A 13780-nucleotide genomic window follows, 5' to 3' on the forward strand; every position below is an offset into this window, starting at 1 on the left:
TTAGCCGGAAAATTTATCGCTGTAATGAATATGCATGGCTTCCCAGTCCATAAACAATACATAAAATACTCTTCCGTATTGCTGGCTTTCCACGATTCTTCCGTGATCAAGCACAGAAAGGTAAGTGCCGTCTGCTTTTCGAAGATGAAAGTGGATATAGTCATTGTTATTGCCGGCATCGATCTGTTTCCAGATGCTTGTTTCTATCTGCTGTTGTTCATCTTCCCTGATCAGGTTGTGGAAGCTTTTCTTTGTAAGGCTGAAAAGTTCATCTATATTTTTATATCCGGTCATTTGAAGGAACTCACGGTTTGCATACAGGAGCTCATCATCATCTTTGTCCGCTCTGTATATGATAAATGCACCCGGAAGGTGTTCAGAGATATCCCTGAATGCGAATCCGAGCTGTTTGCGGACTCCTGACCGGAGCCCGTCCCTGTAAGCCATACATCCGTTTTTTCCGTGAAGCTTTATTTCATAAAGTGCTGCATCTGCACAGCGCATGAGCTGTGAGCGTGTGGATGCAAAGGTTGGATATTCTGCATATCCGAGAGAAATATAAAACGGATATTCTTTTCCCTTGCATGAAAAGGTCTTTGTAAGATTTGTGAATTGCCGCAGTTGTTTTTCTGCTTCTTCATAGGTATGATCCGGCAGAAGAATGCAGAATTCGTCACCACCGTTTCTTCCCAGTAATGTATTTGGCGGGAAAAAAGCTTTCATGCTATCGGTGAGACTCTTTAATGCTTTGTCTCCGTAGACATGTCCGTAAATATCATTAATAAACTTAAAGTCATCAATATCAAGGAGTGCGGCCACAAAATGCGCTTTTGGATTTTGGGTGATCATCCTTTCGGCTAATTCATCAAATCCATAGCGGTTGTAAATATTGGTGAGAGAATCTGTGTGTGCCAGTATTTGAAATTTGTTTTTATTTTCTTTCGATACTAACCATACCCGGGTAAGACCTGAGAAAAGTAAAACGATAGCAGTAAACATTCCGCCGACGATTACCAGTAATTTAAGGTCTCGCCACCCGCTTTCAGGAGCTACTTCTAATTTCCAGTTCTCTTCCCCCATCGTAAAACCATAAGAAACAGTATGAGTAAATTGGTCATCTGACTGATAAACAACTTTATAAGTATCGGTCCAGGGAGTATCTGTTTTTGAAAGCCTGTATTCATATCCGAAATCCGAAAGAGAATTGACCGCATCTGAAAAAATGTCAGGAACACGCAGGATAACAACGGTAAATCCCCAGAAATATTCCTGGTTGTTTTCATCTTTCAGGTAGACTGGATTGCGGACAGCAATTCCACGGCCGCCCTGTTTTAAATCGAAAGGACCTTGTGTAACGATCACGTGATTGTCTCTTGCGTAACAGGAAATTTTGCTGCAATCTTTATCCTGGAGCAGATCGATCTTACTCGCTTCCATTCCCTTGGAAGGATAAATATCTGTCACAATACCATCCGGAGCAAGCTGTATGCTTTCAATAACGTCAGACATAATATTTTCCGCAATTGTGTCAAACTGACGGATCTTTCCGTTTTCACTGATCAGGACCTGCTTTAGCGTATCTGTGATCGCAATTCCATTTGTAATTTCATTTTTTATACGTTCGCCGTAGGTTGTTGCATTTAATTGTGCTGTTATGTGTCGTTGTTCAGTTTCATGTGAGTCTGTCTTGTATACAATTAAACCAATAATGCATATGCCCAGTAAAAAAACGATAAGAGGTACAATTGTTTTTTTCTTCACCTGCTTCACCTCGTTTTATTAGTTTCACAATAAAGTATTATATCATAGAAGTAAAAAAATAGAATGATTTTTTGCGTTAAAGTGATATTGTTTTTTTATGTACAATGGAAATATGACCAGTGGGTGAAATATAGTATATAATTAAGTAATATAATGGAAAGAATACTGAAAAAGACTCGCGGTTTTGTAAGGTATATGATATACTGTCCTTTATAAGTAAACATTTTATCGGATATGGTTGCTGCAAATGCCGTTGCTGTTATGGTAGTAAATATTGGTGCCATCGCCTGTCGCGGGTTTGCCAACGCTACTACCATCATTATCAGCCAGGAGCTTGGTAAAGACCACAAGGATACAGCAAGAGAATATGGGAAACGTATGCTGAGAATAACAATTATCGTAAGTCTCATCGGATGCGCCATTATTCTGGCAGTCCGCCCTATGATACTGGATTTCTATCGGGATAAACTGACAGAGACGGCCATTTATTATCTTGGTATTTTTATAATCATGACAACCTGGCGTCTTGTGGGAGAGGGTATCAATACCTGTCTTATATGCGGATGCTTCAGAGGAGGTGGCGATTCCAGGTTTGGAATGATCGTAGATTCCATATTTATGTGGCTTGTTGCAGTTCCTCTGACCTTTCTTGGCGCGTATGTTTTAAAACTGCCGCCTGTCTGGGTATATTTTATAATGACCCTGGATGAATTCGAAAAAATGCCTGTGGTGTTCATCCACTATTTCAGAAATAAATGGCTTACGAACATTACCAGAGATTTTGACTGATCAGGGGGGGAAGCAGGAGACTAAAAAAATGAAATATTTTGAAGCAAAAATGTCTTATCCTCAGTTTTTAAAATATCTGGTCCCATCGGTACTGACTATGATCTTTTTATCATTTTATACAACGATAGATGGATTTTTTGTATCACGGTATGCAGGCTCTGACGCGCTTGCAGGGATTAATATTGTTATTCCGATCACCTGTGTTATTTTTGGAACGTCTGTCATGCTTGCAACGGGATCAGGTGCCATCATAGGAGAGAGGATGGGACAAAAAAGAGAACAGGAAGCAAATGAGATATTTACTTTTATAACGATCGTGCTGTTCGTACTTTCGGTTGCTTTTACAGCTGTGGGAATCCTTTTTCTGAAACCGATCTGTATTTTTTTAGGAAGCAGTGAGCGCCTGATGGAGCATGTGGTGCCATACGCATTTGTCATATTTTTAGGATCGGTTCCTATGTCATTCAAGCTATTTTTCGAATATCTTGTGAGGACGGATGGGAGATCGTACATCGGAATGATCATGTCTCTGACCGGTCTGGCTTTTAATATTGTTTTCGACTATATTTTTGTGGCTGTATTCGGACTGGGAACGCTTGGAGCTGCGTGGGGAACATTTCTCTCCATTACAGTAAGCATGTTGATTGGCTTTATCTATTTCCTGAAATACAGCCATATAAGGTTTTGCAGACCGAAGGCAGATTGGCGTGTTCTTCTGAAATCCTGCACCAATGGAAGCAGTGAAATGCTGACGGAGATGTCTACCGGGATCACTACATTTTTATTTAACCTTATTATCATGCAATATTTTGGTGAAGATGGAGTTGCGGCTGTGACGATCATTATGTATATTTACTATTTCTTCATCGCTTTTTATATGGGAATTGCCGTTGCAGCGGCTCCGATCATAAGCTATAATTATGGCTCTGAAAATCATGATAAGATCAGAGAAATAACACGATATAGTTTTATTACGATTGCCATCAGTTCAGTATTGATCCTTACAGTATCACTTGTATTTGGAAAACAGATCATCCATTTATTCGTCGGAAGCGGAAATGTATTTACATTGACATGGGATGGCCTGAAGCTGTTTAGTCCGGTTTTCCTGTTTATTGGTTTAAATGTATTTCTTTCCGGATACTTTACTGCCTTGGGAAATGGTTTTATTTCGGCACTGATCTCATCAATGCGTTCTTTGATCCTGGTGGCTGTGTTCATACTGATCCTGCCGAAGCTTATAGGTGTGGCCGGTGTCTGGATGACGATGCCGTTGGCGGAAACCGTGACTATTTTCATGGCTGTTTATCTGTATCGAACATACGGAAAAAGTTTCATGCAGGAAAATTCCAGAGCCACGTCTTGATGATATTTTGCAAAATTCTAACGAAAAAGAGGCCGTCAAGTACGACCTCTTTTTCGTTATGGCTTTATCATGTCCATGTCATGGTAGTATTTATAACTCCTGTGGAGATATTTCCAGGTATTCATAGGATGGCTGGAAATCATGGCTGTCATACTGACGGTAATATTGGGTAAAAACACGTTCTATGATGTCCGGGATATGCGTTTCGTCAGGTTCAAACAGTATGATGAGATACTGCAGGGAGCTGTAGCGTGTACAGATATCCACACGGCGGATATTCTGCCGGATGGCCTGTTCCATATACTCCAGAGCCTGCTCAATGGATTCGATATCAGGAATTGTATCCACAAGTGCTTCGATGGTGATCATTGCCAGATAACATCTGCACTGGCTGCGTGTGACAAGCTGGCTCATGTATTCATACTGGCGTGCGAAATCCCGGTAATTCAGATTAAGAGCACCTACATAGATACCGCTTTTCTGAAGGGACTCTGCCACAAGCTCCAGATCCTTTCCGGAACCGGATGCCGCAAGAGTGCTGCGGTCGATCTGCTGGTAGAAAAAGAACTGGTTCTTGCCGTTTTGTTTTACGTAATACAGAGCTTTATCTGCTTTGGAATAGCAGTCTTCAAAGGAATCATCGGTGCTGCACAGACACAGGCCTGCGGACAGTGTGGCAAACCGGAGTTCCGGATCATCGGTAGTGATGGTGTGAAATTTCTGGAACAGATTGTCCATCTGCAGAGACAGGGAATCAGGATCCGTGTCCGGAAGGAACATCAGGAATTCATCGCCTCCAAGTCTGCAGGAAATTCCCTGATCTGCCCGTTTCTGGAGCAGCTTTCCAAGACATTTCAGTGCACGGTCGCCGGCCTTGTGGCCATAGATGTCGTTGATCTTTTTCAGGTTATCCATATCAAGGAATATCAGACATCCATCATGTGTCTGCATAAATTCTGCGGTAAGACGTTCGCCCAGATTACGCATGGGAAGACCGGTAAGGAAATCATAGCTTTTTGCGTCTTCCTGGCTTTTTATCGTGGCCATTATGTCAGAGATGAATTTGCTGACGGTAAGCTGCATATCCGGAAGGCTATAGGTGTCCGGTTCTTCCTGGGAAGGATTCCACTGAGACAGCCGCTTTTCATCAAGCAGTCGCAGAAAGATGTCGGTGATCTCCGGGTCGAACTGTGAACCACGGTTTTTTCGGAATTCTTCGTAGATAATCTCCGGTGGAAGTGCATTACGATAGATCCGGCGGGAGTTCATGGCATCGTAGCAGTCTGCCACTGCTACGATCCGGGCATGGATGGGGATTTCTGCTCCGGCCAGTCCGTCCGGATAGCCTTTTCCGTCATAACGCTCGTGGTGACTTCTTGCGATTTCTGCCGCATGTGGGATCAGGGTTATATCCTTCAGGATCTCGGCGCCGATAACGGTGTGTTTTTTTATAAGGTTGTATTCATCATCGGTCAGCTGTGCCGGTTTATTCAGGAACGGATCCGGGATACCGATCTTACCGATGTCGTGAAGGTGAGTAGCACGTCTCAGATTCAGAATTTCCTCCGGTGTCCAACCCAGCTCCTCTGCAATCAGGGATGCATATTGTGCAACCCGGTAGGAATGGCCGCGGGTGTACACATCCTTTGCCTCAATGGTGGTGGAAATGGTCTGTATCATCTGCAGAGACATTTTTTCATTCTGTTCCTGGTTTTTGCGGATTTCGCTCTGCTGGCGTTTCAGTTCCATATCCTGGACATTTTTGATGGCTCTTACAATATTGAGAAAAAGCAGGACCAGCATGCCAGTGCCCACAAACAGTCCGGACATCAATGTGACAAAGTATACGGAGGTTGCTTCAACGGCAATACACAGGATTGCTGCCAGCAGACCAATGAGCAAAAGCCGGTCGGCCCTGTTTTTTTCGGTGCGTATATATTGGAAAAGGTGTACAAATATTGTGGCAACGGTGATCGCCAGGATTCCGAGACTTACAGGCATGGTTTCGATATAATCTGCGATACCGACAGCAGTGAGAATCGTACAGACTGCAAAATTTACCATTGCGATGCTTCCAAGACAGACATAAAATCTGTGATGCAGCCCTTTCTGGAGACTGTCCGCAAAAAACAGGATCGGGAGCGGACACAAAAGGATCATAACGAAGCACAGAGATCCGAGAGCGGAAGCGTTGGGGACCAGGAACTGACGGAGCTTAGATTCACCCAGCATCCAGACGGCGCCCATGACCATGCACCATCCAAGATATTCCATGTCAAATTGTGTATGATAGACCAGTCCCAGAGCGAGGCTGAACAGGATCGTGACGATTCCGGCAAACAGGATAAAAAATGCAATGTAGGTTTCCAGTCCGTATCTGCTGAAAATGTATATCCAGATATCTGCCTTGTCTCCGCAGTAAACAGGATTGACAACTCCGGTGTAATTGGAGGTGTAAGTGGTCAGTTCAATACGGAGCTCCTTGCCGGCATCGGAAGCATAAACCGGGCAGAAAATATAACGGCTGGCGGAGTTTTTGCCCACAAGCCTTGTTTTACGCGTGGAATAGCTGGTTCTAAGGCTATCCCCTACATAAAAATTCACATCCTGCAGGGAAGAACGGATGGCAAAGCAGGTATCTGTAAGATCATCGGGAAGCTGGATGGTAAGGACCATCGTGTCACCGACGGGAACCTTGTAGGTGCCCGGAACGGAGATTTTCTGGGTGGTTCCATCCGGTTTCTGCCAGGTAACGGTACCGGAATAGATCACAGAGGCTGCTGGGGTGTCGGAAGAACGTTCATTCGCACCAAAGATCTGCATAAAAATAAACCAGCCAAGGATGGCGAACATCAGAATATAAAAGAAATATCTTTTTCCCTGGTTAAAGGTTTCTGTTTTTTCTTTCATGGCAATATGCCTCCTTGTAATGGGAAAGGAGTGTTTTGTAAATTGAAAAACTCCTTTAGATCAATTATACCAGATCGGAGTGGAAAAATCAGTATAAACAGACTAAGACGGGTAATTTGGTAAGATTTTACCAAATTTTTTATGATTTCGATGGTATTATATAAAGCAGAGAGAAAACATATCCGATGTATCTGCGCACAGGATATGGTACAATGGGTAAATGTAGAGTATGACATATGCAAAGCATGATATATGCAGGATAAAAAATCCGAACAAAGAATGCGAGTAAAGAAACAGGAGGAAGGATCATGAGTAAGATCGTAAATATCACATCAAAAGAGGATAAAGATCAGAAGCTGCAGGACATCGCAAATTCACTGGAAGAGCTGAAGGATGTGATGGCCGAGGTGATAGATGCCTATGAGGAAGAAAATGCGGACAGCCGGAAGATGGACACGCTGACAGAGGCACTGGATGCGCTTGAGGACGCTTATGAGGCCGTTAATGACGTGCTGCTGGAGGAAATCTGATCATGCAGTACAAGGTTCTGAAAATAGAAGAAGACATGGATTTCGGCTGTGAAGAGCGGCAGCAGGGCGAAGTGCTTATGGCGGTAGTGCTACTGGAAGATGAGAGTGGAAACGAAACAAGTCTGCGACATGATGACGGTCTCCTGTATGAAAGAGATATCAATGAGGGCGATCTTGTTACCATGGACGGGCAGCATCAGCTGTGGAAATTGTAAAACAGAAAGGGAGTGTTATGAAAATAACAAAAATGAGTAACTTTTGATCTCACAATGGAATAAAAAACGACAAGACACTATGCGGTTTTATGGCTGTAAATGCATGCGTTTCAAGAGTTTATACAGGGAACATGAAATACCATGAAATGTGAATAAATTAACACACAATTTTGAAGAATATACTCAAAATATAACCATGCTATATTGACAAAGCTAAAAAATAATGATAATATGTAACCAGAACAAAACGAGAATGACTAAAATTTTTATGAAGTTAAGAATAAAAAGGTAAGCACGAAAGGAGTATCTTAAAATGGCTGAGATCAAAAAAATGGGTTACTGTGTAAACGGTGAGTGGAAAGAGTCAGAGGCAGAGAAATACATGGATGTTACAGATTCCAGTACAGGTGAGGTGATCGCGCAGGTTCCCTGCTGTACACCGGATGAGGTAGAAGAGGCGATCGCTTCCGCACAGGCTGCATTCCCGGAATGGTCCTCACTTTCTCTTGCAAAGAGACAGCAGTATATGTTCAGATGGAGAGATGTTCTTTATGCTCATAAGGAAGAGCTTTCCGTACTTTGTGCAAAAGAGCTCGGAAAGAATATCAAAGAGGCAAGAGGAGATGTTCAGAAAGCAATTGAGCCTACAGAAGAGGCATGTGCACTTCCGACAATGATCCAGGGCGATGCTGCAATGCAGGTAACTACAGGATATGATACAGCTACATATCGCAAACCACTTGGAGTAACTGCTGGTATTGTTCCGATGAACTTCCCGGCAATGATCCCATGGGGCTGGATGGTTCCGCTTTCTATTGCATGTGGAAATACAGTAGTACTGAAAGCAAGCTCCCAGACACCACTTACAGCTATGAGGATCATGGAGCTCTTCTATACAGAGGGCGGATTCCCGAAGGGTGTTGTAAACCTTGTGACCTGCAGCCGTGTAGAGGCTGATATCCTTCTTACAGATGAGAGAGTAAAGGCTGTTACATTCGTAGGAACAACAGGTGTTGGTAAACAGGTATATTCCAAAGCAGCAGCTCATGGCAAACGAGTTCAGGCACAGTGTGAGGCAAAGAACCATGCACTTGTACTTGAGGACTGCAACCTTGAGGCTACTGTTAATGCGATCATCAACTCTACATACGGATGCGCAGGTATGAGATGTATGGCTCTTCCGGTTGTATGCGTGCAGGAGAGTATCGCAGACGAATTTGTTTCACTTCTTAAGAAAAAAGCAGAGGCTATGAAGCTTGGCTGTGCATATGATGAAGATACCGATCTCGGCCCGGTTGTAAATGCAGGTCATAAGGAGAAGATCTGCAACTGGATCCAGAAGGGTATCGATGAGGGTGCGGAGCTTGTACTTGACGGACGTAATGTAGTAGTTCCGGGATATGAGAACGGATTCTTCGTAGGACCGACAATTCTTGATCATGTAACACCTGAGATGACAGTTGGAAACCGTGAGATCTTCGGACCGGTAACCTGTATCAAACGAGTAAAGGATTACGAGGAAGGCATCGCAGTCATGAATGCCAATCCATTTGCAAATGGTTCCTGTATCTTTACACAGAGCGGATATTACAGCCGTAAATTCGCTATGGAGACAGACGGCGGTATGGTAGGAATCAATGTAGGTATCCCGGTTCCGACAGCATACTTCCCATTCTCCGGAAACAAGGATTCCTTCTTCGGTGATCTGCATGTTCTCGGAAAAGACGGCTATCGTTTCTTCACAAGAGCAAAAACAGTTACAACACACTGGTTCGATGAAGCTGCCGGAAAGAGAAAGGTCGGCACATGGGAAGGAAGTACTGAGGCATAAAAACGCTTCGTAAATAAATCTATGACACTGTAAGGCAGACCACGTAAGGTCTGCCTCTCAGATAAAATCCTCTATTGAAAAGAACATATTCAAAAACGGTGCATCTGCTGAACTCCCGGCAGGTGCACTGTTTTTATGTAAAGAAAAACGTGTATCTGTAAATTCCTTTCTGGGGAATTTCGGTACAGATACACGTTTTCTGATGTCAGAATAAGTGGTTATTTTGTTCAGTCAGTGGTCATAACACGAATACCATGCTCCTGGCAGAAAGTGTCGTATTCTTCAGGCAGTGGCTGGTCTGTGACGATAGCATCCAGCTTTTCTATCGGAGAATAGGTCATAAGCGAGATCCGGCCGAATTTGGAATGATCTGCAAGAAGGATCATGCTGTTGGCGTTTTCCGCAATGGCTTTCTTTGTGATGTATTCCTCGGCGCTGGCATTGGTAAGTCCGCTCTTCATGGTTACACCTGTGCAGGCCATAAAAGCCATGGAAATGTTGTAGGTCTGCAGATAATCATTGATATCCGGCCCTGTGAAAGACAAGGTCTTGCGGTTCAGTTTTCCGGGAACGGAAATAATGTCCAGGTTCGGATAGGATGCTGCCTTGTTGAAGATAAGCAGGCTGTTGGTAAGGATTGTGCAGTGCTTATCCGCAATAAAATCAACCAGGTTCAGGCAGGTTGTGCCGGTATCGATATAGATAGTGTCGTCTTCTGCTACAAGTTCTGCGGCACGGCGGCAGATTTCTTTCTTTTCTTCCGGAAAACGTCCGCCACGCTCTTCATAAGACAGAAGGGGGAGTGTCTGTGGAGTCTCAAGTGCTGCGACACCGCCATATACTTTCATGATACTGCCACGTTTCAGAAGGATGTCGACATCTCTTCTGATGGTGTTTTTGGATACGTTGAATTTCTCACATAATGTATCGAGAGAAGCGTTCTTATGCTCCAGCACATATTCTTCGATCATGTCCAGTCGCTGTGATTTCATAGAGGTCTACCTTCTTTCTGTTGGTTAAGTCTTGGTTATATTTTATCATAAAAGAAGGCAAAGATAAAGTGCTTTTATACGAACATACCAAAAATTATTTCTCGAAAAACAGTTCCATATCTTCCTCCACACGGTTAATTCCTGCGATACCAAAATTATTAATCAGAATTTTGGTTACATTTGGAGAGAGGAATGCCGGAAGCGTTGGTCCAAGGTGGATATTTTTTACTCCGAGGGAAAGCAGCGCCAGGAGAACAATTACGGCTTTCTGCTCATACCAGGCAATGTTGTAGATGATCGGAAGTTCATTGATATCCTCAAGGCCAAAAACTTCCTGAAGTTTCATGGCGATCACTGCAAGGGAGTAGGAATCGTTGCACTGGCCTGCATCCAGAACACGTGGGATTCCGTTGATGTCTCCAAGGTTCAGTTTGTTGTAACGGTATTTTGCACAGCCTGCGGTGAGGATCACGGTGTCTTTTGAGAGGGCCTGGGCAAAATCGGTGTAGTAGCTTCGGGATTTTGCACGTCCGTCACAGCCGGCCATAACTACGAATTTACGGATGGCGCCGGATTTTACAGCGTCTACAATCTGGTCAGCAAGGGCGATCACCTGATTGTGGGCAAAGCCGCCGACGATTTCGCCATGTTCAATTTCTGTTGGAGCTGCACAGCGTTTTGCGTGGCTGATGATCTGGGAGAAATCTTTTTTGCCGTCAGGCCCTGGTGTGATGTGGGTGCAGCCTGGATAACCGGTAGCACCTGTGGTGTAGATCCGGTCTTTGTAGTTGTCCTTTGGTGGAACGATGCAGTTGGTGGTCATGAGGATGGGACCGTTAAAGCTTTCAAATTCTTCTTTCTGTTTCCACCAGGCGTTTCCGTAGTTGCCTGCAAAGTTCGGATATTTTTTGAATGCCGGATAGTAGTGGGCCGGAAGCATCTCGGAATGGGTGTAAACGTCAATGCCGGAGTCCTTCGTCTGCTCAAGAAGCATTTCCAGATCGTGAAGGTCGTGTCCGGAAACCAGGATTCCGGGATTTTTGCCTGTGCCGATATTTACCTTTGTAATCTCCGGATTGCCGAAAGTTTCAGTATTTGCCTGGTCGAGAAGAGCCATTCCACGGACACCGAATTTTCCGGTTTCCAGAGTGAGAGCTGTTAATTCTTCAGCGGTGAGACTGTCGTCCAGGGTTTTTGCCAGAGTGCTCTGGATAAAAGCGTCCAGTTCCGGATCTTCGCGGAGAAGGGCGTTTGCATGGCTGGTGTAGGCACAGAGCCCTTTCAGGCCGTAGGTGATCAGCTCGCGGAGGCTTCGGATGTCCTCGTTTTTTGTGGCAAGAATGCTGGTGACATATCCCATGGATTCATAGTCCGCAGGGCTTTCCGGATGCCAGAGTGCGGCAGCGGGAAGGCTTTTTCTGTCAGAAAGCTGTGCGAGAAGCTGCTCTTTGGCTGAGAGGGTTTCGCTGATCTTTGCAACGATGGAATCTTTGTCGAAATTTGCATTTGTGATGGTGGTGAAAAGATTCTGAATCACCATGTGGTTAATATCAGAAGGAATTTCCCGGCCTTCACTCCGGAGTGCGGTGGTGATGGCAGAAAGTCCTTTTGTTACGTAAACAAGAAGATCCTGCATGGCGGCTACGTCAGGTTTTTTGCCGCAGACACCGGAGATGGTGCAGCCGGAACATCCGGCGGTTTCCTGACACTGATAACAAAACATTTTTGGTTCCATAATGTATACCTCCTGTGGTAAGTGAGTGGGTCTTTGAAAAGGAAGACCTGCTTTTTTTATTGTGATTGATTTTGTGTTTTTTATCCCTGTCTTCAGGTGATGGGGAAAGGATAGCATACGCCAGTGGAAAAATCGGTAACATATGATACGAAAAAGACCTTGACGAAATTCTTATTTGAATGTAATATGAAAACGGTTTTCAAATTCAAATCTGCCATGTAAGGTGCAGTTGATAGAAGAGAGTAGGAAATATAATGGAAGAAAAAATGAAATACAGCACCAGGCAGCAGAAAATAATTCTGGAATGCCTGCAGGAATATGGAGATACATTTTATACCATAGATCAGTTTATGGAGCTCCTTCGTGGAAAAGAGATCCAGATCGGAAGGACAACGGTATACAGAGGACTGGAGCGGCTGCAGAAGGAGGGAGCGGTGCTGAAGGTTCCGTCTGTGGAGGGAGCGCCTGCCCAGTATCGTTTTATACGTGATGAGGAGCGGAAGAATTACGGTAAGCTTGTGTGTCTGGAATGTGGGCATACGATTCCTCTGCAGTGTGGATGTATCGATCATTTTGTGGGACATGTGCTGGATGAACACGGGTTTGAGATCGATCAGAGCCGGACGATCTTTTATGGATATTGTGACAGCTGCAGGAGGCTTAAAAAATGAACGCTAAAAGAGGGAAGATGACAGCGGCAGCAGTTCTGGCGGTGACGCTTCTTGTTGTGGGCGGTGTGACCGGATATGGTTTGCACAGGGCCGGAACGGTGGGACAGCCATTTGTGGAGGATGGCCGACTGAAGGTGATGGCCAGCTTTTATCCCATGTATGATTTTGCCCGGAAGGTGGGCGGCGATAAGATCCAGGTGAAGGATATGGTTCCGGCGGGAACGGAGCCCCATGACTGGGAACCTGCGGCAACGGATATCCGGAATCTTGAGGATGCGGATGTTTTTGTCTACAATGGCGCAGATCTGGAACACTGGGCGGAGGATGTGCTGGACACCCTGGAGAATCAGGATCTGGTGGTGACGGAGGCATCAGATGGTGTGGAGCTTCTGGATGGAGGCCACGACCATGAGCATGGCGATAGCGGAAAAGATCCTCATGTCTGGCTGGACCCTATGCGGGCAAAGCAGGAGATGGAGAATATTAAGGATGCTTTTGCAAAAGCGGATCCTGAGAACCGGGATTATTATGAAGCAAATTATGAGAAATATGCAGGTGAATTTGATGAGCTGGATCAGGAATTCCGGGACGGCCTGAAAGGTACGAAGAGCCGGGATATCATCGTGGCCCATGAGGCTTTCGGGTATCTGTGTAATGCCTATGACCTGACGCAGCTGGCCATTGAAGGCCTGACACCGGATTCAGAGCCTGATCCTGCCAAGATGCAGGAAGTGATCGAGTATGCGAAAAAATACGACATCCATACCATATTTTTTGAGGAGCTGGCGAGTCCCAAGGTGGCGAAGACAGTGGCGAAGGAAGTGGATGCGGTGACTGCTGTGCTGAATCCGATCGAGGGATTAAGTGAGGAGGATATAGAGGCCGGAGAGGATTATTTTTCTGTGATGAGGAAGAATCTGGAGGCACTCAGGAAGGCATTGAACTGAAGGTGCAGGACAGCAACTGTAACAAAAAAAGGA

The 13780-nt window shown here is 44.8% G+C and carries 11 protein-coding genes; 7 read left to right on the forward strand and 4 right to left on the reverse strand.

Going from position 1 to position 13780, the window contains the following annotated elements; genetic code table 11:
- On the reverse strand, nt 1-1761 hold the full coding sequence (locus V9W66_RS10665; protein ID WP_144092692.1) for a diguanylate cyclase domain-containing protein: 1761 nt from the start codon (nt 1759-1761) through the stop codon (nt 1-3).
- Between the two features lie 234 nt (nt 1762-1995).
- On the opposite strand from V9W66_RS10665, the gene V9W66_RS10670 reads away from it, so the two are divergent.
- Together V9W66_RS10670 and V9W66_RS10675 are read left to right on the forward strand one after the other, a co-directional pair.
- Entirely contained in the window at nt 1996-2550 is a 555-nt protein-coding gene (locus V9W66_RS10670; protein WP_243121593.1) for an MATE family efflux transporter, read from the forward strand.
- 28 nt (nt 2551-2578) lie between these two features.
- Complete coding sequence (locus V9W66_RS10675) at nt 2579-3916, forward strand: MATE family efflux transporter (RefSeq protein WP_186289978.1); 1338 nt, start codon at nt 2579-2581, stop codon at nt 3914-3916.
- A 90-nt stretch (nt 3917-4006) separates the two neighbouring features.
- On the opposite strand, the gene V9W66_RS10680 is transcribed toward V9W66_RS10675, so the two are convergent.
- Complete coding sequence (locus V9W66_RS10680; RefSeq protein ID WP_144092688.1) at nt 4007-6826, reverse strand: bifunctional diguanylate cyclase/phosphohydrolase; 2820 nt, start codon at nt 6824-6826, stop codon at nt 4007-4009.
- Nucleotides 6827-7134: 308 nt separating this feature from the next.
- On the opposite strand from V9W66_RS10680, the gene V9W66_RS10685 reads away from it, so the two are divergent.
- From V9W66_RS10685 to V9W66_RS10695, 3 genes are all read left to right on the forward strand, one after another.
- Nucleotides 7135-7356 carry a hypothetical protein gene (locus V9W66_RS10685; protein ID WP_144092686.1) on the forward strand — a complete coding sequence of 74 codons (222 nt, stop codon included), beginning with the start codon at nt 7135-7137 and terminating at the stop codon, nt 7354-7356.
- A gap of 2 nt (nt 7357-7358) precedes the next feature.
- Nucleotides 7359-7571 (forward strand): hypothetical protein, encoded by a 213-nt coding sequence (locus tag V9W66_RS10690; protein ID WP_144092684.1) that lies wholly within the window; start codon nt 7359-7361, stop codon nt 7569-7571.
- A gap of 313 nt (nt 7572-7884) precedes the next feature.
- Nucleotides 7885-9402, forward strand: coding sequence for a CoA-acylating methylmalonate-semialdehyde dehydrogenase (locus V9W66_RS10695; protein ID WP_144092682.1), 1518 nt, complete (start codon nt 7885-7887; stop codon nt 9400-9402).
- Between the two features lie 227 nt (nt 9403-9629).
- Here the strand turns inward: V9W66_RS10695 and V9W66_RS10700 are convergent, their stop codons facing one another.
- Both V9W66_RS10700 and hcp read right to left on the reverse strand, forming a co-directional pair.
- Nucleotides 9630-10394, reverse strand: coding sequence for a DeoR/GlpR family DNA-binding transcription regulator (locus V9W66_RS10700; protein WP_144092680.1), 765 nt, complete (start codon nt 10392-10394; stop codon nt 9630-9632).
- 94 nt (nt 10395-10488) lie between these two features.
- On the reverse strand, nt 10489-12129 hold the full coding sequence (hcp, locus tag V9W66_RS10705) for a hydroxylamine reductase (protein ID WP_144092678.1): 1641 nt from the start codon (nt 12127-12129) through the stop codon (nt 10489-10491).
- Between the two features lie 254 nt (nt 12130-12383).
- Here hcp and V9W66_RS10710 point away from each other — a divergent pair, with 254 nt between their 5' ends.
- Together V9W66_RS10710 and V9W66_RS10715 are read left to right on the forward strand one after the other, a co-directional pair.
- A complete protein-coding gene (locus tag V9W66_RS10710) occupies nt 12384-12800 on the forward strand; it encodes a Fur family transcriptional regulator (protein ID WP_015526434.1) in 417 nt (138 codons plus the stop codon).
- 17 nt (nt 12801-12817) lie between these two features.
- Nucleotides 12818-13747: a metal ABC transporter substrate-binding protein gene (locus V9W66_RS10715; RefSeq protein WP_420313819.1), complete on the forward strand. Its 930-nt coding sequence runs from the start codon at nt 12818-12820 to the stop codon at nt 13745-13747.
- The last annotated feature ends 33 nt before the right edge of the window (nt 13748-13780 follow it).

It is taken from the genome of Blautia massiliensis (ex Durand et al. 2017) (genome assembly GCF_051861785.1).
GTDB lineage: Bacteria > Bacillota > Clostridia > Lachnospirales > Lachnospiraceae > Blautia_A > Blautia_A luti_A.

Bases quoted from the DNA above. Each gene is read 5' to 3' on its own strand.
- V9W66_RS10670 (WP_243121593.1), top strand. From the start codon at position 1,996: ATGGTTGCTGCAAATGCCGTTGCTGTTATGGTAGTAAATATTGGTGCC.
- V9W66_RS10675 (WP_186289978.1), top strand. From the start codon at position 2,579: ATGAAATATTTTGAAGCAAAAATGTCTTATCCTCAGTTTTTAAAATAT.
- V9W66_RS10680 (WP_144092688.1), bottom strand. From the start codon at position 6,826: ATGAAAGAAAAAACAGAAACCTTTAACCAGGGAAAAAGATATTTCTTT.
- V9W66_RS10685 (WP_144092686.1), top strand. From the start codon at position 7,135: ATGAGTAAGATCGTAAATATCACATCAAAAGAGGATAAAGATCAGAAG.
- V9W66_RS10690 (WP_144092684.1), top strand. From the start codon at position 7,359: ATGCAGTACAAGGTTCTGAAAATAGAAGAAGACATGGATTTCGGCTGT.
- V9W66_RS10695 (WP_144092682.1), top strand. From the start codon at position 7,885: ATGGCTGAGATCAAAAAAATGGGTTACTGTGTAAACGGTGAGTGGAAA.
- V9W66_RS10700 (WP_144092680.1), bottom strand. From the start codon at position 10,394: ATGAAATCACAGCGACTGGACATGATCGAAGAATATGTGCTGGAGCAT.
- hcp (WP_144092678.1), bottom strand. From the start codon at position 12,129: ATGGAACCAAAAATGTTTTGTTATCAGTGTCAGGAAACCGCCGGATGT.
- V9W66_RS10710 (WP_015526434.1), top strand. From the start codon at position 12,384: ATGGAAGAAAAAATGAAATACAGCACCAGGCAGCAGAAAATAATTCTG.
- V9W66_RS10715 (WP_420313819.1), top strand. From the start codon at position 12,818: ATGACAGCGGCAGCAGTTCTGGCGGTGACGCTTCTTGTTGTGGGCGGT.